At 62.9% G+C, this 18,442-nt stretch carries 15 protein-coding genes; 8 read left to right on the top strand and 7 right to left on the bottom strand.

Annotation, left to right across the window (positions count from 1 at the left end; genetic code table 11):
* Positions 1-181: 181 nt before the first annotated feature.
* The 6 genes from pssA to D0550_RS08190 all read left to right on the top strand — a co-directional run bounded on the left by pssA (position 182) and on the right by D0550_RS08190 (position 6,236).
* The gene (gene pssA, locus D0550_RS08215; RefSeq protein ID WP_116808624.1) at positions 182-976 is read left to right on the top strand and encodes a CDP-diacylglycerol--serine O-phosphatidyltransferase; all 795 of its coding nucleotides are present in this window, start codon (positions 182-184) and stop codon (positions 974-976) included.
* Between the two features lie 192 nt (positions 977-1,168).
* Positions 1,169-1,960, top strand: coding sequence for a uracil-DNA glycosylase (locus D0550_RS08210; RefSeq protein ID WP_116808623.1), 792 nt, complete (start codon positions 1,169-1,171; stop codon positions 1,958-1,960).
* Entirely contained in the window at positions 1,957-2,442 is a 486-nt protein-coding gene (gene rimI, locus D0550_RS08205) for a ribosomal protein S18-alanine N-acetyltransferase (RefSeq protein WP_206606159.1), read from the top strand. The genes D0550_RS08210 and rimI overlap by 4 nt, the downstream gene beginning before the upstream one ends.
* A 92-nt stretch (positions 2,443-2,534) precedes the next feature.
* Positions 2,535-3,269: a hypothetical protein gene (locus D0550_RS08200; protein WP_116808622.1), complete on the top strand. Its 735-nt coding sequence runs from the start codon at positions 2,535-2,537 to the stop codon at positions 3,267-3,269.
* A gap of 44 nt (positions 3,270-3,313) precedes the next feature.
* Entirely contained in the window at positions 3,314-4,927 is a 1,614-nt protein-coding gene (locus D0550_RS08195) for a peptide chain release factor 3 (protein WP_116808621.1), read from the top strand.
* Positions 4,928-4,940: 13 nt separating this feature from the next.
* Positions 4,941-6,236, top strand: coding sequence for an MFS transporter (locus tag D0550_RS08190; protein WP_116808620.1), 1,296 nt, complete (start codon positions 4,941-4,943; stop codon positions 6,234-6,236).
* Here the strand turns inward: D0550_RS08190 and D0550_RS08185 are convergent.
* The 5 genes from D0550_RS08185 to D0550_RS08165 form a co-directional block, all read right to left on the bottom strand.
* Positions 6,196-8,172, bottom strand: a complete 1,977-nt coding sequence (locus tag D0550_RS08185; RefSeq protein ID WP_116808619.1) for a transglutaminase TgpA family protein — start codon at positions 8,170-8,172, stop codon at positions 6,196-6,198. The genes D0550_RS08190 and D0550_RS08185 overlap by 41 nt on opposite strands.
* The gene (locus D0550_RS08180) at positions 8,169-9,152 is read right to left on the bottom strand and encodes a DUF58 domain-containing protein (protein ID WP_116808618.1); all 984 of its coding nucleotides are present in this window, start codon (positions 9,150-9,152) and stop codon (positions 8,169-8,171) included. Before D0550_RS08180 ends, D0550_RS08185 begins: the two co-directional genes overlap by 4 nt.
* 28 nt (positions 9,153-9,180) lie before the next feature.
* A complete protein-coding gene (locus tag D0550_RS08175) occupies positions 9,181-10,137 on the bottom strand; it encodes an AAA family ATPase (RefSeq protein ID WP_116808617.1) in 957 nt (318 codons plus the stop codon).
* A 439-nt stretch (positions 10,138-10,576) separates the two neighbouring features.
* A complete protein-coding gene (locus D0550_RS08170; RefSeq protein WP_116808616.1) occupies positions 10,577-13,390 on the bottom strand; it encodes a valine--tRNA ligase in 2,814 nt (937 codons plus the stop codon).
* Between the two features lie 145 nt (positions 13,391-13,535).
* On the bottom strand, positions 13,536-14,309 hold the full coding sequence (locus tag D0550_RS08165; RefSeq protein ID WP_116808615.1) for an SDR family NAD(P)-dependent oxidoreductase: 774 nt from the start codon (positions 14,307-14,309) through the stop codon (positions 13,536-13,538).
* Positions 14,310-14,438: 129 nt separating this feature from the next.
* On the opposite strand from D0550_RS08165, the gene D0550_RS08160 reads away from it, so the two are divergent.
* Positions 14,439-15,350, top strand: coding sequence for a LysR family transcriptional regulator (locus tag D0550_RS08160; protein ID WP_116808614.1), 912 nt, complete (start codon positions 14,439-14,441; stop codon positions 15,348-15,350).
* A 43-nt stretch (positions 15,351-15,393) separates the two neighbouring features.
* Entirely contained in the window at positions 15,394-15,834 is a 441-nt protein-coding gene (locus D0550_RS08155) for an acyl-CoA thioesterase (RefSeq protein WP_116808613.1), read from the top strand.
* 652 nt (positions 15,835-16,486) lie between these two features.
* On the opposite strand, the gene D0550_RS08150 is transcribed toward D0550_RS08155, so the two are convergent.
* Positions 16,487-16,909 carry a DNA polymerase III subunit chi gene (locus D0550_RS08150; protein WP_116808612.1) on the bottom strand — a complete coding sequence of 141 codons (423 nt, stop codon included), beginning with the start codon at positions 16,907-16,909 and terminating at the stop codon, positions 16,487-16,489.
* 10 nt (positions 16,910-16,919) lie between these two features.
* The gene (locus D0550_RS08145) at positions 16,920-18,407 is read right to left on the bottom strand and encodes a leucyl aminopeptidase (protein ID WP_116808611.1); all 1,488 of its coding nucleotides are present in this window, start codon (positions 18,405-18,407) and stop codon (positions 16,920-16,922) included.
* Between the last annotated feature and the right edge of the window lie 35 nt (positions 18,408-18,442).

Genomic DNA, 18,442 nt, shown 5'->3' with positions numbered 1-18,442 from the left:
GCAAACAGCGATAGATCGAGCGCGTCACACCGGCCATCCTGTGCCCCGATGGGGGGCAAGGCGGAACCTGGCGCGTGTCGGCACATTCATCCAGCATCCGCCGTTCCTAAGGAGCGGCGCTGGACAGGATGTCCGCAGGACCGCCCTGACGGACTCGCCTCAACAGGACTGCCCGAAACACATGAGCGCCGAATATCACAGTAGCGACGTTGAGCAGCCGGCCGAGACCCGGCAGCCGAGCCGCGGCGTGTATTGGTTGCCCAATCTGTTCACCACCGGCACGCTGTTCGGCGGCTTCTACGCCATCGTGGCCGCCATCGACGGCAATTTCTCCAACGCAGGCATCGCCATCTTCGTGGCCATGATTGCCGACGGCCTGGATGGCCGCGTCGCCCGCTGGACCAATACCCAGAGCGACTTCGGCAAGGAGTACGACAGCCTTTGCGACATGGTCGCCTTCGGCCTCGCGCCGGCGATCGTCGTGTACCAGTGGGGCATCGAGCGCATCTACGGCTACGGCAAGTTCTGGGGCCGGTTCGGCTGGCTCGCCTGCTTCTTCTTTGCGGTCGCCGCGGCCTTACGCCTGGCGCGCTTCAATGCTCGCGCCGCTACCGCCGACAAGCGCTACTTCGAGGGTTTGCCGAGCCCGTCCGCGGCGGCCACTGTCGCCAGCTTCATCTGGCTGGTCAGCGAATTCCCAGTCACCGGGCTGTGGGCGCTGGCGCTGGCGTTCAGCATCACGATCTGTAGCGGCGCGTTGATGGTCAGCAAGTTCTCCTACTGGAGCGGCAAGGAGCTGAACATGCGGGGCCGCATCCCGTGGATGTACGCGGCGCTGATCCCATTGATTTACGTACTCATCTCGCTGGCGCCGGTCTCACTGTTCACCCTGTTCGGGCTGTACGCCGCGTCCGCGCCACTGCACTGGTTGTGGCGCAAACTGACCCGCAAGAAGCGGGTCGCGGAAGGCCCCTAAGGCGTTAGAGCCTCAGCCGGACGCTTCGACTACCCGGAACTTGATGACGCCCCTGTTCGCGAGACCAAGTCAATCGAAGCCGCCTCCCTAAGGGATCGCGATTTGGGTTGTGGGTGAATGCGATTGCCGATGGTCTAGCGGGGCGGGTGCCGGTAAGCTTCCTCCATAACCATCTACAGCGCATCGTCCCGCATGGATTCCCGCCGCCTTGCCTACCTGAAGGCACTCGAAATCGACGTCTGGGAACGTCGAGACGGCAGCGCGCGCCCAGCGGTTGTGCAAGAGGCAGCGGTCGCCGCTCCGGTTGCATCGGCGCCAGCGCTGCGCGCCGTGCCTGAACCTGCCGTCGAGCCCAGGATTGTCGTTCCCGGACCCGAGGTCGTCGTTCCCGGCGACGATGCCGGGGTCTCGACGCTGGGCTGGGACGAACTTGCAACCGCAGTGCTTTCCTGCACGAAGTGCCCGTTGCACGCCACACGTACCAATGGTGTCTTCGGGGTTGGCAATCGCAGCGCCCGTTGGATGATCATTGGCGAAGCCCCCGGCGCGGACGAAGACCGCCAGGGCGAGCCGTTCGTGGGGCGCGCCGGCCAGTTGCTCAACTCCATGCTCAAGGCCGTGGGCCTGGCACGGGAGCAGGTTTTCATTGCGAACATCCTGAAATCGCGACCGCCCAACAACCGCGATCCCAAACCCGAAGAAGTGCGCGCCTGCATTCCATATCTGTATCGGCAGATCGAGCTGGTGAATCCGGCACTGATCCTGTGCGTCGGGCGCATTGCCGCGCAGACGCTGCTCGATGTCGACACGCCGATCGGCAAACTGCGCGGCGTCGTGCATAGAATCGCAACCAACCGGCCGATGGTGGTTACCTACCACCCGGCTTATCTGTTACGCAGTCCGGTGGAGAAGCGTAAATCATGGGCCGATCTGTTATTGGCCATGCGTACCTTCGAGACGTTGCAAAGTGGGGCAACGGCGTGAGCGCCGAACTCGACCGTAGCGCGCTGTATCAAGCGGTCCGCTTTCGGCCGATGACGCTGGTCGATGTTCCCGCAGTGGTGACGGTCGAGCGCGCCTCGTACCTGTTCCCCTGGAGCGAAGGGGTCTTTCGCGATTGCGTGCGCGTGGGCTATCTGTGCCGCGTGGTCGAGTTCGACGGGCAGGTGGCTGGCTACGGCATCATGTCCTACGGCGCCGGCGAAGCTCACATTCTCAACATCTGTATCCGCAATGATCTGCGTGGCGGCGGCGTCGGCCGGCGCTTGATGGACTTCCTGCTGAGCCGTGCCAGGGAAGCCGAAATGCAGGACGTGTTTCTCGAAGTGCGGCCGTCCAATCCGGTCGCCATCAAGCTGTACGAGTCGCTGGGTTTCGTCAAAGTCGGCGTGCGCAAAGCCTATTACCAGGCCGCCGGCGGTCGCGAAGACGCGCTGGTCTACAAGCGCGTGCTCGGCAACCCCTGAGTAATTGCCCGCCCTTGTGACCCACGCCCGGCTTTGCGGGTGGGGCCTGTGTATCGTGAAAAGCTGACACGTGTCACACGCGGATCGGCTTCATGCACGCTCTCGCTGCCCCAGAAAAACAACCGGCCCTGCTGGCCACGGCACGTACTCTGCTGATCATGCTGGTGGCCGCCGACCTGGCGTTCATCCTGCTGCACGTGATTTATGTCGAGACCGGGCTGTTGCGCGGCCGGCCGTTTTCTCTGGAAGCCGACAATGGCGTGCCGGAGGCCTATCAATACGTCAAACAATTCTGGGTCGCGCTGTGCATGGTCGGTCTGTTCCGACGCACCCGCGAGGTGAGTTACATCGGCGTGGCCGTGGTCTTCACTTTCTTGCTGATGGACGATGCGTTCCAGTTCCATGAGCACTTCGGTAAATGGCTGGCCGCGCAGTATTCGTTGCCGGTGGCTTTCGGACTGCGTCCCGATGACATCGGCGAACTGCTGTTCGCCGCGTTCGTAGGTGGCGTGACCGCGTTGTTGATCGGATTTGGCTACTGGCGCGGCGGGCCGGATGCACGCATCGTGACGCGCGATATCTCCGTCCTCATTCTCTTGCTTGCCGGTCTGGGCGTGGGCGTCGATGTCGTCCATGTCGTCAGCTACTACAAGGCGCCGCTGCTCGCCCAGTTCCTGCTGATCCTCGAGGACGGCGGCGAGATGCTGGTGGTGAGCGCGACCGCGGCTTACACCTTCAATGTCCTGATCCACGGAGGGCGTGCGCCCGTGGACTTGTGGGATATCATGCGCAACTTTGCCAGCCAACGCTTGCTTCGCCGCGCCTGACACCGCCTGTAAGGTGGTTGCGCGCGCCGGGGCGCGGAATCACCATGTCAGAAGATTTAGCCAATAGCCTAAGTACCCGGGAGATAAGCAAAAGAAGAACTTTTGCCATCATCAGTCACCCGGACGCCGGCAAGACCACCCTGACCGAAAAGCTGCTGTTGTTCGGCGGTGCCATTCAGCTCGCCGGCACGGTGAAGGGCCGCAAGGCGGCCCGGCATGCGACCTCGGACTGGATGGCGCTGGAACAGCAGCGCGGTATCTCGGTCACTTCCTCGGTCATGCAGTTTCCCTACGACGGCCACATGGTGAACCTGCTCGACACGCCCGGCCACGAGGACTTCTCCGAAGACACCTACCGCACGCTGACGGCGGTGGACTCGGCATTGATGGTGATCGACTGCGCCAAGGGCGTCGAAGCGCGCACCATCAAGCTGATGGAAGTCACGCGCCTGCGCGACACGCCCATCATGACTTTCATCAACAAGCTCGATCGCGAAGGCCGCGAGCCCATGGAGCTGCTGGATGAAATCGAGAAGGTGCTGAAGATCTCCTGCGCGCCCATCACCTGGCCGATCGGCATGGGACGCGAGCTGCAGGGCATCTATCACCTGACGGAAGATCGCATCTATATCTATCAGGCGGGCGAGAAGGGCCGCGCCGGCACGCATGCGACGATCGACAAGCTCGACAGCGATGCGGCGACGGAATTTCTCGGCGCGCGCGCGAAGTCGTTCCGCGAAGAAGTCGAGTTGGTGCGCGGCGCCGCGCCGGAATTCGATCTCGAGCAGTATCTGGCCGCGAAGCAGACGCCAGTGTTCTTCGGCTCGGCCATCAGCAACTTCGGCGTGACGGAGCTGCTGGCGTCATTCGTCAGGAATGCGCCAGGCCCGAAAGAGCGCGAGACGACCGGCCGGGTCGTGCAGCCGCTGGAAGAAAAGCTCACCGGCTTCGTGTTCAAGATCCAGGCGAACATGGACCCGGGGCACCGCGACCGTATCGCCTTCATGCGCATCTGCTCGGGCAAGTTCACCAAGGGCATGCGGTTGTTTCATGTGCGGCTCAAGAAAGAAATGCGCATCAACGATGCGCTCACGTTCCTCGCGGCCGATCGTCAGCACACCGACGAGGCGTTCGCGGGCGACATTCTCGGTTTGCACAATCACGGCACGATCAACATCGGCGACACCTTCACCGAAGGCGAGTCGTTGATGTTCACCGGCATTCCCAACTTCGCACCGGAAATGTTCCGTCGCGTGGTGCTGCGCGATCCGCTGCGCATGAAGGCGCTGCAGAAGGGGCTGGATCAGTTGTGCGAAGAAGGCGCGACCCAGGTGTTCCGTCCGCTGCGTAACAACGATCTGATTCTCGGCGCCGTCGGCCAGCTGCAGTTCGACGTGGTCACGTTCCGTTTGCAGGACGAATACTCGGTGCAGTCGTCGTTCGACAACGTCAACGTGTACACCGCGCGCTGGGTGTACAGCAAGGATGCGAAGAAGCTCGATGAATTCCGCACCAAGGCTTACGAGCACCTGGCGTTGGATCATTCGGGCGCACTGGTCTATCTCGCCCCGACGCGGGTCAACCTGCAGCTGACGCTGGAACGCTGGCCGGATCTCGATTTCCGCGAGACCCGCGAGCATCTGGCGGCTGCCGCTTAACGAACAGCCAGACATGAAGTCACCGCTCATCACCAAGAAAGTGTTCGCCTGGGCGCTCTACGACTGGGCGAACTCGTCGTTTGCGACCACGGTGATGGTCGTGTTCTTCCCGCTGTTCTTCAAACAGTTCCTGACGCCGGGTCAGGATGCGACCACCAGCACCTTCTGGCTGGGCATCGCCAACGGCGTGTCGAGCTTCGTGCTGGCCATCATGGCGCCCTGGCTCGGTGCGTTGGCCGATCGTGGCGGCAAGCATCTGCGCTTTCTCGCGGCGTTCACCGCAATCGGTGTGATTCCGACGGCGATGCTGGCGTTCGTCGGCGTCGGCGATTGGCAGGCCGCGGCGGTGTTGTTCGCGATTGCGTCGTTGGGCTTCTGGGGCGGGTTGATCTTCTACGACTCGATGCTGGTGACGGTCGCGCCGGCCAAGCGGCTGGATTCGGTCTCGGGCTTCGGTTACGCGATGGGCTATCTCGGTGGTGCGCTGTTGCTCACCGTCAACGTGCTGATGTTTGCGAAACCGGCGATGTTCGGTCTGGCCAGTCCCGAGGCGGCGATTCGCGCTTCGTTCGTTTCGGTCGCAGTGTGGTGGGTGGTGTTCGCGATTCCCCTCTTCAAAGCGTACCCACGCACCGCAGAGCGTGCGCCGGTAGCTGCTGGCGGCGCACTGCGTGAAGGCTTTCAGGAGTTGCTCCGGACGTTCAAGGAAGTCCGCACCTATCGCCCGGTGATTTTGTTCCTGCTCGCTTATTGGATGTACATCGATGGCGTGAACACCATCATGAAGATGGCGGTGGACTACGGCCTCGCGCTCGGCTTCCCGGCGGACAGCCTGATCTCCGGCATCTTGATGATCCAGTTCATCGGCTTCCCGGCCACGTTGCTGTTCGGCGCGATCGGCGACCGCATCAGTCCGCTGGTGGGCATTTTCGTCGGCATCGGCGTGTATGCCGCTGTGACCTTCTACGCCGTGTTCATGACTACCGTGTCCGAGTTTTACGTGATGGCGGCCGCCATTGGCTGCGTGCAGGGCGCAACTCAGGCGATGAGCCGCTCGTACTACGGACGCTTGATTCCGCAGGAGCGCGCCGGCGAGTTCTATGGCTTCTACAACATGATGGGCAAATTCGCCGCGGTGCTGGGCCCGCTGCTCATGGCCTTCACGGCCTTGCTCACCGGCAGTTCGCGCATGGCGATTCTGTCGGTGGCGGTGTTGTTCGCAGGCGGCGCGATCGTACTGGTCATCGCGGCACGAGCGGCTCGCGAGGTCACGCCTCCAGCTGGTTTACCAGAAACTTCAGCCGGCTGAGCTGAGTCGGCAACGGCGTCGGGCCATAACGTAAGCTTACGTAGACCGATTGCACTTCCGCCAACTGCGCGGCCAGTTCCGGCCGCGCCTGCGCCGCACGCGCGACGTAATCATTCGGCCCTTCGTGCGGCTGCCGGGGCACACCCAGTTTCGCGAGCTTGCGGCACAACTGCTCGTAGACATGCGCGACCGGGTCGCGGGCTCGCGGCTTGAACTTCCAGGTGAGATAAACCGACAGGATTGCGAAGAAGCCGAGCAGGGCGACGATCAGTCCGACGGCCAGATATTCCAGGCGCGGGTTGTCGATATTGAGCTTCTTCAGCAGCCAGTTCTGCTGAGCCTCACCGAACTCGACGATCTGGTCGTTCCAGAACGTGTTGGCCGCGTCCCACGCCATTCGCATCTTCGAGAACAGCGCGCTCTGACGCAGCACTCTGCCTGGCACGTCTTCCTCGGCAGAAATAGCAGCATCCAAACCGCGCTCGATGCGCTCGGGCGCGATCGCTGCGGTGGGGTCGATACGCTGCCAGCCACGGCCATCCAGCCACACCTCCGACCAGGCATGCGCATCGGACTGGCGCACGATGAAATAGCCGCCCATGGGGTTGAATTCGCCGCCCTGATAACCGGTCACGATGCGAGCTGGAATGCCGACGCTGCGTGCCATGACGGTGAACGCCGACGCGAAGTGTTCGCAGAAGCCGCGCTTGGTGTTGAACAGGAAGTCGTCGACGGCGTTCGTGTCCAGCGCTGGCGGTTGCAGGGTGTAATAGAACTCTTCGCTGCCGAACTTGGTGAGCACGGACTGGATGAATGCTTCGTCACTGCCCGCGCTCTCGCGCATCTGACGCGCAAGCTCGATGGTGCGCGTGTTCCGATTGCGTGGAATGTATGTATCCAGGCGCCGCTGGTCATTGCGCAGCTCGCTGGTGGTGACGTACGTGGGCGTCGATTCCAGATCGAACGACGTCAGCACGGCGATCTGTTCCTGACGCGCGTAGAGCTGAAAGTCCTCGGCGCGATGGGCACGCGCCCGATCCCAGCCCGTGACCATATCGAGCGCGAAGATCCAATTGCGCTGCTGCGGCTCCAGGGAAATTCGATAGCGATACGTCGAGCCGGACGAGGCGATCTGCTGGGGCTGGTAGGACGCGCCCGTGTAACGCCAGGTGCGTCCGTCGAACAGATGCATCACCGGGCCGCGCCAGTAGCGTTCGCGCGGTGGCGGCGCCTCGCCCTCGAACTTCACTCTGAATGCGGTCGCGCTGGACAGGCTCAGCTCGGATACGTCGCCGGGCGTCATTTGCTCGCTCAAGCCGGTGATGGCCCGTTCGCGCGCCGGCACCGCCCAGAACTGTCCGGGCAGGCGAGGGAAGAACAGAAACAGCAGGACCGCCAGCGGCACTGCCTGTAGAAACATTTTTGCCGTGGTCGTGGCCGCTTCGCGAACCGGCATCGCCTCGGTCTGATGGATGCGCATCAGCGTCATGGTCAGCAGCCCCGCCGTGAGCAGCATATACGGCAGCAACAGCATGCTCTGGTTGTAGAGGAAGGCGGCGAACAGCGCGAAGTAGGAGAGGAATACCACGACGGTGAGATCGCGCACCGTGCGGGTCTCGAGCAGCTTCATGCCCGCCATCACGATCAGCAGCGAGGTGCCGGCGTCGATGCCGTTGAGCGTGCGATAACTGGCGAGCACGCCGAGCAACGAAGCGAATGCGATGCCGGTACAGGCCCACTTCGGCGGCAACGGCCAATGCTTGATTTCGGCAGTCATGCGAAATGCCGCGGCGACCGCGGCGGTCAGCAGCGTCCAGACTGCGATGTGGTCAAAGTGCGGTGCGACCGCCAGCGCCAGGCCGGCAATCACCCAGACCAGCCGCTGCCCGATCGGCGTCAGTTGCTGCAGGCGGTTTTCCAGCGTGGCCGCGCTCATGGCTCGAACAACGCCAAAGCAGTCAGGCAGCGCTGCCGATGACCGGGGCCGATGTTTGCTGGAATGTCCAGGCCGGGCAGCTTCAAGGCGAAGGCGCGGCCTTCGGCGTAGGCGTCCTCGATCCAGCGGCACAGTTGCGACAACCGCGCTTCGGTGCCGAGACCAGTGAGCCCATCCCAATCGAACACGTGCGATGTGACCGCGGTGCCGGCGTACAGCTTGACCTGCAGCCCTTGCTCACGAGCATAGACTTTCCACGCGATGCGACGGGGTGAGTCGCCGGGATTGAACGGGCGCAGGCCCGCGAACTCTTCATCGCCTCGCGCCGAGTCTTGAGCCCCGCCTGTATCTGTTTCCACAGGCGGTGGCGACAGGCCGCGAGCGGCCGGTTTGGGATAGACCACGCAGGTGAGATTCATGTGGACATGAGCCCACGCGCGAAACAGGCTGAATGGATGCCGTGTGACGATCTCGAAGTGGTCGAGCGTGAGCATGCCGCGCTTGGGTGCAGGCAGGCGCAGGTCGAACACGGCGCGCCCATTCGCTGCAATCAGCTGTGGCGTCGTGAGGCCGCCGTGATCGTTCGCGACGCTCAACTCGTGACGGGCCAGCGGCGCCGTGTTCTCCAGTGCGATATGAAATGTCGCCTCGTTCCCCGCGAACACCGGCTCGCTGCTGGCGGAGCGGATCACGATGCCGGACAGATTGCGATGACAGTAATGCATGGCGGTGAGCGCCAGCGAGCCGAGCAAGAACGTCAGCCCCAGCGCCAGATTGTTTGCATAGTTCATCGCGCCGATGAACATGGCCGCCAACATCAGTGCGAACGCAACGCCCATGCCGCTCGGCAGGATATAGATGCGCCGGTTGGGCAAAGTCAGCGGATCGACATCGATGCCATGACGCTTGCGAGCCCAGCGACGAGAGAACTGTCGCAGCCGGCGCATCAGGCCGAAATCCAGATTGAGGCTCAAGTTCATGGCCGCTGGACCACTCACGCGCCAGCGACTAAGGGACCGCGACTTCTTTCAGGACGAACTGACCGATTTCGGTGGGCGTCTTGGGTGCGGTTTCGTCGCGAGGCTTGAGGCGATGGCCGACCACCGCAGCGAGCACTGCCTGCACGTCTTCGGGCATGACGCCCGGATGGCCATGAATCAATGCCCAGGCTTGGGCTGCTCGCAGCAGGCCAATGGCAGCACGGGGAGAGATGCCCGCTTCGAACAACGGAGACTCGCGCGTGTAACGAACGAGAGCCTGCACGTAGTCGAGCAACGCATCGGATACGTGCACCTTCGGCACCATCGTTTGCATCAACAGCAATTGCTGGGGTGACAACGTTGGCGCTAGCGTCGCCACCAGATCGCGACGGTCCTGGCCGAGCAGCAGCTGACGTTCCAGCGCCGGATCGGGATAGCCGAGCTCGATGCGCATCAGAAAGCGGTCGAGCTGCGACTCGGGCAGCGGATACGTGCCGATCTGATACACCGGGTTCTGGGTGGCGATCACGAAGAACGGTGCCGCCAGCGGATACGTGTTGCCATCGGCAGTGACTTGATGCTCTTCCATGGCCTCCAGCAGTGCGCTCTGCGCTTTCGGCGTGGCGCGATTCACTTCGTCCGCAAGCACCAGCTGCGAGAACACCGGGCCCTTGTGGAACTGGAACGTGCTGGTCTCACGGTCGAACACGGAGATGCCGATGATGTCGGCGGGCAGCAGGTCGCTGGTGAACTGGATGCGTTGATAAGAGAGACCGAGCGATTCGGCGAGCGCGTGCGCCAGGGTGGTCTTGCCGACGCCGGGAATGTCCTCGATGAGCAGATGACCGCGCGCGAGCAGGCACGAGATGCACAGTCGCATCTGCTGCTCCTTGCCCAGGATGACCCGATTGAGCTGCGCCGTGGTGGCGGCGATCAGCTCGATGGGGTCGGCCTGCGTGATCAGAGTGGGAATGGCGGAATTCATGCGCTCTCCGGCTTTCGCTCGCCGGTCAGTGTCGGCACTACGGCGTCAAATGCAAGTAGGTAGTTCGCATTCGCGGCAGAGCGTATGGCAGATTCGCCAGATGGAGACAACGGAGAGCTGAGCTTAGTGGTTAGCGTCGCCTGCGGTGGGTGTGCCCTCCCGGCACCGCGACACACGCCGTCGCTCCGCTTCGCTCGCGCTAACGCGCGCGACTCTGCTGCACCTTACGCTGCGCAGTCCTGCTCCGCGTAAGCCCAGGGTGTACATCCATGTACACCCGCTCGGCGGAGCGAAGCATGCTTCGCTGAAAACACCGCCGAGCCCATGTGGCTGCTAATGGACCACCATCCCTGGATGGATCCATTTGCCGGGAGGGCACACCCACCGCAGGCGACGCCTTGGGGGCAGTGGGTGCGTTGATAGAGAAGAGAATGGTCTCTTACAACTTGCTGACCATTTGTTCCTGCTCATCCAGTTGCGCGACTTGCCGTTTGAACTCGGCGATACGGTCATGCACTTCGGCGACGACCTCGGGCTTGGCGTTCGCGACGAAGTTCGGATTGTTGAGCTTGCCTTCCTCTCGCTTGAGGTCCTGCTCGACCTTGGCTTTGCGCTTGCGCAGGCGCGCCAGCTCGGCTTGCGGGTCGGAGATCAGGCCGGCCAGCGGCGAGGAGACCGTGCGGCGATCGATGATGGCGGTCGCGGACGGCGGCAGGGAAGCGTCACCCGGGAGGATGGTCAGTTCCCCGATCTTGCCGACCCCGCGGACCACGTCGAGGTTCGCCTGGATCGAAGGTGCATCGCTCGCCTCCGGCGACTGGAACGCGACAGCGATCTCGCGAGACTGAGGAATATCCAGCTGGCCCCGAATCTGGCGGGCGCCCAGGATCACGGCCTTGATCGGCGTGATAGCGGCTTCAGCCGCGACGTCGCGTGAGAACTCGGCGGCAGTCGGATACGACTGCAACATGATCGTCTCACCTTTGATGCCGGCCATCGGGGCCACCGACTGCCAGATCTCTTCGGTGATGAAGGGCATCAGCGGATGTAACAAGCGCAGATACGCTTCGAGCACGACCGCCAGCGTTTCGCGCGTGCCGCGCTTCTGTGCATCGCTCGACTGTTCGGACTGCAGCGTCGGCTTCGACAGCTCCAGATACCAGTCGCAGTACTCGTACCAGGCGAACTCATACAACGCTTGCGAGGCGAGGTCGAAACGATATTCGGCTTCGGCCAGGCGAGCGCGCACGTCTTCGATCGTCGCGCCCAGGCGCGAGCGGATCCAGCGATCAGCGGCGGAATATTCAACCGGACCCGTGGCAGTCGCCGGCGGCGCGCTCTCCAGATTCATCATCACGTAGCGCGCGGCATTCCACAGCTTGTTACAAAAGTTGCGGTAGCCCTCGATGCGGCCGAGATCGAAGCGAATGTCGCGGCCCATGGTTGCGAGCGCGCAGAACGTAAAGCGCAGCGCGTCGGCACCATAGGACGGAATGCCGTTCGGGAACTGCTTGCGCGTGGCATTCTCGATCTTGTCTTTGGTCTGCTGGGGCTGCATCAGCCCGGTGGTGCGCTTGGCGACCAGCGACTCCAGGTCGATGCCGTCGATCAGGTCGAGCGGATCGATGATGTTGCCCTTGGACTTGGACATCTTGTCGCCGTTCTCGTCGCGGATCAGGCCGGTGATGTACACCTCCCGGAACGGCACGTCGCCGGCGAACTTCAGGCCCATCATGATCATGCGGGCCACCCAGAAGAAAATGATGTCGAAGCCCGTCACCAGCACGCTGGTGGGATAGAGCGTCTTGAGCTCGGGGGTCTGCTCCGGCCAGCCCAGGGTGGAGAACGGCCAGAGCGCGGACGAGAACCACGTGTCGAGCACGTCTTCATCGCGCTTGAGCGTCACATCGCGGCCCAGCTTGGCGCGCGCCTGTTGTTGAGCCTGCGCTTCGCTGTGGGCGACGTAATGATTGCCTTGATCGTCATACCACGCCGGGATCTGATGTCCCCACCACAGCTGGCGGCTGATGCACCAGTCCTGGATGTTCTCCATCCACTGGTAGTAAGTCTTGGACCAGTTCTCCGGCACGAAGCGAATGCGGCCGTCCTGCACGCACTTGATCGCCGGCTCGGCGAGCGGCGCGATGCGCACGTACCATTGATCGGTGAGCCACGGCTCGAGCACCGCATTGCTACGATCGCCGCGCGGCACCTGCAACTTGTGAGGCTCGATCTTCTCGACCAGCCCCAGCGCTTCGAGATCGGCGACGACTTGCTTGCGCGCGGCGAAGCGGTCGAGCCCGCGATATTTCTCGGGCACCTGGTCGTTGAGCGCGGCGTTGGCGTCGAAGATGTTGATCAGCGGCAGCGAATGACGCACGCCGATCTGGTAGTCGTTGAAGTCGTGGCCCGGAGTGATCTTGACGCAGCCGGAGCCGAACGCCGGGTCGACGTAATCGTCGGCGACGATGGGAATGAGTCGGTTGGTCAACGGCAGGCGGATCTTCTGGCCGATGAGATGTTTGTAGCGCTCGTCCTCGGGATGCACGGCCACCGCGGTGTCGCCGAGCATGGTTTCCGGGCGCGTGGTGGCCACGACGATGTGCTGATCGCTGCCTTCGACGGGATAAATGGTATCGCCACTGCCCTCGATGGGATAACGGAAATGCCACAGCGAGCCTTGCTCCTCCTGTGAGATCACTTCCAGATCGGACAGGGCGGTGTGCAGCACCGGATCCCAGTTCACCAGACGCTTGCCGCGATAGATCAGCCCGTCTTCATACAAACGCACGAAGACATCGGTGACCGCCTCGGACAACCCTTCGTCCATCGTGAAGCGGTCGCGCGACCAGTCCACCGAGTTGCCGATGCGGCGTTCCTGGCGGGAGATGGTGTCACCGGACTGTGCCTTCCATTCCCACACGCGCTTGGTGAATTCTTCGCGGCCGATATCTCTACGGTGCACGCCCTGCGCATTGAGCTGTCGCTCGACGACCATCTGCGTGGCGATGCCGGCGTGGTCGGTGCCCGGTTGCCACAGCGTGTTCTCGCCCTGCATGCGGTGCTGGCGGGTGAGCACGTCCATCAGCGTGTGCTGAAAGGCGTGACCCATGTGCAGCGTGCCGGTGACGTTCGGCGGCGGAATGACGATGCTGTAGGGCGCACCCTGGCCCGAGGGCTTGAACCAGCCGTGCGACTCCCATCGCTGGTAGGTGCGCTGTTCGATGTCCTTGGGGTCGTAGGTTTTTTGCATATCCGGGCACAGGCGGGAAACCGCGGGGCAGTGAGCGTGAAATAGCTGGGTAGTATAGCCGCCCGACGCATCCTCGCGGGCCGCCGCCGTATCCCATAGAAGCTGCGGGCCGGCTCTGCCGGCCCGCTCCTACCCTTACCGCGACTTACAGGAACATGCCGCCCGAGACCTCGATGCGCTGGGCATTGATCCAGCGGTTTTCCGGCGACAGCAGCGAGGCGACTACGCCCCCGATGTCGTCCGGCAGGCCGACCCGTCCGAGCGCGGTCTGCGAGGCGATCAGGTCGTTCACCTGCTTGTTGTCCCGGACCAGGCCCCCGCCGAAGTCGGTTTCGATGGCGCCCGGGGCGACGATGTTCACAGCAATGCCGCGGCCGCCGAGCTCTTTGGCCTGATAGCGCGTCAGCACTTCCATGGCGCCCTTCATGGCGGCATAAGCCGCGTAGCCCGGCAGCGCGAAGCGGGCGAGGCCGGAAGAAATATTCACGATCCGGCCGCCGTCGGCCAGCAGCGGCAACAGCTTCTGAGTCAGGAAAAACGGGCCTTTGAGGTGGATGTTCACCAGCTCGTCGAACTGCGCTTCGGTGGTTTCGGCAAAGGCCGCGTGAATGCCGATGCCGGCGTTATTCACGAGGAAATCGAAGCGGTCACGCTGCCAACGGTTCTTCAGCACTTCGCGAACCTGCGCCACGAACTGATCGAAGCTCGAGGCGACGCTGACATCGAGCTGCAGCGCTGCCGCCCGTCGACCGGACTTCTCGATCTCGGCCACCACGTCTTCGGCTTCCTTGCGATTGCTCCGATAGGTCAACAGCACATCGATGCCCCGCCGCGCGGACTGCAGAGCCATGTTCCGGCCCAGGCCGCGGCTGCCGCCGGTGATCAGGGCGATGGGGGCGGAGGTGTTCGAGGTATTCATTGCTGGCTCCTTCTGCGATGGGGTTGAGGCGACGGAGAGCAGCTTATTGATCCAAGATCAGGTGATAAACTGGCTGGCATTGATCGCAGTGTTCGTATAATCCGAACAATCAGCCGGTAAGCTACCCCCATGAATCAACTCGAAGCCATGCAGATCTTCGTCCGCGTCGCCGAACTCGCCAGCTATACGCGGGCGGCGGAAAGCCTGGGCATGCCCAAGGCGAGCATGTCCACCGCGGTTCAGCAGTTGGAGAGCGAGTTCGGTACCCAGTTGCTGCATCGGACCACTCGCAAGGTTCAGATGACGCTGGACGGACGCGCTTGCTACGAACGCTGCAAAGACCTGCTCGCCGACATGGACGAGCTGCGCTCGATGTTTCAACAAGGCCCGCAGGAATTGCGAGGACGATTGCGGGTCGATATGCCTACGGGCATCGCACGCACCACGGTCATTCCGCACCTGACCGAGTTCATGCGCCAACATCCGTTACTCGAGATCGAGCTGAGTTGCACGGATCGCAAAGTGGATTTAGTGCGCGAAGGATTCGATTGCGTGATGCGCGTCGGCTCGGTGGACGATGTCAGTTTGATCGCGCGCCCGCTCGGCGCATTTGCTGTCACGAACTGTGCGAGTCCCGAATACGTTCGCACCCACGGCATGCCGCGCACGGTGGAAGATCTCGCGCAGCATCAGCTGATCCACTATGTCGGCACGTTCGGCGCGAAGTCGATGGGATTCGAATATCACGATGGCGTTGCCTACCGCACGGCGGACATGCCCGGTGCAATCACGGTCAATAGTGCCGAGGCGTATCAAGAAACCTGCCTGGCAGGCTTGGGCATCATTCAAGCGCCAGGGCCCGGCATGCGGAAGTTGATCGAGCAAGGCTTGCTCGTGGAAGTCGCGCCCGAGTTGCGCGCCGAGCCGATGCCCGTGTGGCTGCTGTACGCGCAGCGACGCAATCTGTCCCGCCGCGTGCAGGTCTTCATGACTTGGATTGCGGATCTGTTGAAGCCGCATTTGTTGCCGCTGGCTGTCTGATTTGGGACGTTATTATCTCGGCATAGAGAGTCGAGGAGCGACGATGAGCCGGTTCCGTTATTTCTTGCGAGTACGTTACAGCGAATGCGATGGGCAGAAGGTCGTGTTCAATTCCCGCTACGGCGATTACACCGATCTGGCCGCGGCGGAGTTCTTTCGCGCGCTGGGCTATGAAAAGGAAATGCAAACCGGCGAGCTGGATTTTCAGCTGGTGAAACAAACGACGGAATGGCGCGCGCCGGCACGCTACGACCAGGTGCTGGAAATTTCAGTGTCGACCAGGCATCTCGGCAATACGTCGTTTACGTTGGCGACGGAGTTTCGGCTGGCCGGCGATGAGAAGGTGACAGTGACTGTGGAAACGGTGTACGTGCACGTCGATCACCACACGCTTCAAAAGATGCCACTGCCGCCAGCGCTACGCGCGGCGATGGAACGCGGCGCGTCGAATGTGACGATCGATCACGCTGCGTATCTCTCTTAACGTTTGGGTCGGCTGTGGAGTTGAGGTTGTCGCCGGAGGGCGTTGGTGGTTTGCGCCGCCGGGAGCGACCTACCTCCTTCCGGCACCGGGCACGGCCGGAGCGCACTGCGCTCCTCACCGCACGTCCATGGTGAGCCCTGCTGTTGGGGCCCCATCCCTGTGCCCCAAAGCTGCCGGAAGGAGGTAGGTCGCTCCCGGCGACGCCGAAAGGTCATAGAGATAGCTGGCGGAGCGACGTTCGTCGCCGCTATCGCGCTCTAACGAGCGCTTGCGTTTCTTGCTGCCGCTCGAAACTAGATGAGTCGTCTTGGCGACGCCTCGCGACGGAGAGCTGGCCGATCGCATGCTGTGACATCACACGAGCGGCCGCGCTAAGCGCGGCCGCAACTGCCGTTGCGACAACGATCAGCCTCAAACTCACAATCAACGGTTGGGGGCCGGAGCAGAGTCACGCGCAAAACCGCTGTGACGTTTCGGCGGCGTCGGGAGTGTCCTAGCTCTTCCCGGCAGCTTTGCGGTACAGGGACGGGACCGCAACAGCAGGGCTCATCATGGACGTGCGGTGTAGGAGCGCAAGCGCTCCGGCCGTGCCCGGTGCCGGGAAGAGCTAGGACACTCCCGACGCCGCTGACCACCGACGCCCTCTGAAGCCTTAAAGGTTGTGCGACTCCATAGCACACCCCTGCTCGCGATATTGTTTGAAACGCTCGCGAGCAGCGCGCTTCCGCTCCGGATCGACGTCGACGATCTCAGCGATCCGATCGTATGCATTCACGTCCGACGGCATGGCGTCCGTCAAATTGATCAGCAGTCCTCGATGTGACTGCGGCCCCAGCTCCGACCCGACCATGACCATCACCCGCGCGTGCGCCGCCGCCTGGCCTTGGTAGACCTCATGCGGCAGGAAGCTGCCATCGCTGAACGTCCACAGCATGTCGTCGAGTCGTTGCACGTCGGGTGTTTGGATGTACACCTGACAGCCTTGCTCGACGGCGCGCTCGGCCAGCCTGCACGCATAGCGCAGGCGGGCATCGGGCGCGTCCGCTGAGAGGACGTAGAAGTCCACTCGACTCATGGCAGGTCGATTACTTCTTGTTGATGAGGTAATCGACCAGCAGCGGCACCGGTCGACCCGTGCTGCCCTTGTTCGCGCCCGCTTGATACGCCGTGCCCGCGATGTCGAGGTGCGCCCAGCGCAGGCCGTCGGTGAACTTGGCGAGGAAACATGCGGCCGTGATGGCGCCGCCTTCGCGACCGCCCACATTGGCGAAGTCGGCGAAGTTGCTCTTCAGCTGATCGGCGTATTCCTCGCCGATCGGCATGTGCCAGGCGCGATCGTCGGCGCGGTCGCCCGCGGCCTTCAGTTCGCCCGCCAGCTCGTCGTCGTTGCTGAACAGACCGGACATGTGATTGCCGAGCGCGATCACGCAGGCGCCGGTGAGCGTCGCCAGATCGATGACTACATCGGGCTTGAAACGGCGCGAGTAGGTGATGGCGTCGCACAGGATCAGGCGGCCTTCGGCGTCGGTGTTGAGCACTTCGATGGTCTGGCCCGACATGCTCTTCACGATGTCGCCCGGCTTGGTGGCACGGCCGCTCGGCATGTTTTCGCATGCCGGCACGATGCCGATCACGTTGAGCGGCAATTCCAGCTCGAGCACGGCTTTCATGGTGCCGAACACGCTGGCGGCGCCGCTCATGTCGAACTTCATTTCATCCATGCCCGGCGGCGGCTTCAGCGAGATGCCGCCGGTGTCGAATGTCACACCCTTGCCGACCAGCACCGTCGGCGCCTGGCTGCGCTCGGCGCCGTAGTACTCGAACACGATGAACGCGGCCGGCTCTTCGGTGCCGTGGGTCACCGACAGGAAGGAACCCATGCCGAGGCGTTTGCATTCGGCTTCATTCAGCACGCGCACGTTGAGCTTCTTGTAATCCTTGGCCAGATTCTTGGCCGTGCGGGCCAGATAGCTCGGGGTGCAAACATTGGCCGGCTGGTTGGCGAGATCGCGCGACAGTGCCATGCCGGTGACGATCGCCTCACCGTGCGCAATGCCGCGCTCGGCCTGGCCTTTGTCACCGCGACTGGCCACGGCAAGACCGAACTTGATCAGCGCCGGCTTGGGGCGCTTGTTGCTGGTCTTGTGATCGGGAATGCGGTACTGCGACGCCGAGACCGCCTCGACCACGATGCGCGCTTGCGTGTACGCATCGGCGTCGGCGATTTCGTCCAGGCCCAGATAGCTGATCGCATCGCGAGCGCCGGTTTTGGCCAGCAGGCTCAGCGCGCTGGCCAGCGCCTTGCGATATTGCTTGCGCTTGAAGGCGCCGCGATTGCCGAGGCCGAGCACCAGGACGCGCTCGACCGGTGCGCCGCTCAGATCGGCGAGCAGAATGGCGTCGCCAGTCTTGCCGCGCAGATCGCCACGCTTGACCAGCTTGGCGATGCGGCCGCCGATGCGGGCATCGAGATCTTCGGCGGCGGCGGACAGCACGCCTTTGTCGTAGACGCCGACGATGGCGCAATCAGTGCGCTGACGGGAGGCTGAGGCGGTGCTGACGAAAAATTCCATGAACCTTCCTCGCAAAGGGCGCGAAAAAGAGGCTA

It is taken from the genome of Steroidobacter cummioxidans, from assembly GCF_003104955.1.
The sequence above is the reverse complement of the archived record's forward strand: the minus strand, read 5'-3'. Positions and strand labels throughout refer to the sequence as shown.

Bases quoted from the DNA above. Each gene is read 5' to 3' on its own strand.
- D0550_RS08145 (WP_116808611.1), bottom strand. From the start codon at position 18,407: ATGGAATTTTTCGTCAGCACCGCCTCAGCCTCCCGTCAGCGCACTGAT.
- D0550_RS08200 (WP_116808622.1), top strand. From the start codon at position 2,535: ATGCACGCTCTCGCTGCCCCAGAAAAACAACCGGCCCTGCTGGCCACG.
- D0550_RS08180 (WP_116808618.1), bottom strand. From the start codon at position 9,152: ATGAACTTGAGCCTCAATCTGGATTTCGGCCTGATGCGCCGGCTGCGA.
- D0550_RS08150 (WP_116808612.1), bottom strand. From the start codon at position 16,909: ATGAGTCGAGTGGACTTCTACGTCCTCTCAGCGGACGCGCCCGATGCC.
- D0550_RS08170 (WP_116808616.1), bottom strand. From the start codon at position 13,390: ATGCAAAAAACCTACGACCCCAAGGACATCGAACAGCGCACCTACCAG.
- D0550_RS08155 (WP_116808613.1), top strand. From the start codon at position 15,394: ATGAGCCGGTTCCGTTATTTCTTGCGAGTACGTTACAGCGAATGCGAT.
- D0550_RS08185 (WP_116808619.1), bottom strand. From the start codon at position 8,172: ATGAGCGCGGCCACGCTGGAAAACCGCCTGCAGCAACTGACGCCGATC.
- D0550_RS08210 (WP_116808623.1), top strand. From the start codon at position 1,169: ATGGATTCCCGCCGCCTTGCCTACCTGAAGGCACTCGAAATCGACGTC.
- D0550_RS08160 (WP_116808614.1), top strand. From the start codon at position 14,439: ATGAATCAACTCGAAGCCATGCAGATCTTCGTCCGCGTCGCCGAACTC.
- pssA (WP_116808624.1), top strand. From the start codon at position 182: ATGAGCGCCGAATATCACAGTAGCGACGTTGAGCAGCCGGCCGAGACC.
- D0550_RS08195 (WP_116808621.1), top strand. From the start codon at position 3,314: ATGTCAGAAGATTTAGCCAATAGCCTAAGTACCCGGGAGATAAGCAAA.
- D0550_RS08190 (WP_116808620.1), top strand. From the start codon at position 4,941: ATGAAGTCACCGCTCATCACCAAGAAAGTGTTCGCCTGGGCGCTCTAC.
- D0550_RS08175 (WP_116808617.1), bottom strand. From the start codon at position 10,137: ATGAATTCCGCCATTCCCACTCTGATCACGCAGGCCGACCCCATCGAG.
- D0550_RS08165 (WP_116808615.1), bottom strand. From the start codon at position 14,309: ATGAATACCTCGAACACCTCCGCCCCCATCGCCCTGATCACCGGCGGC.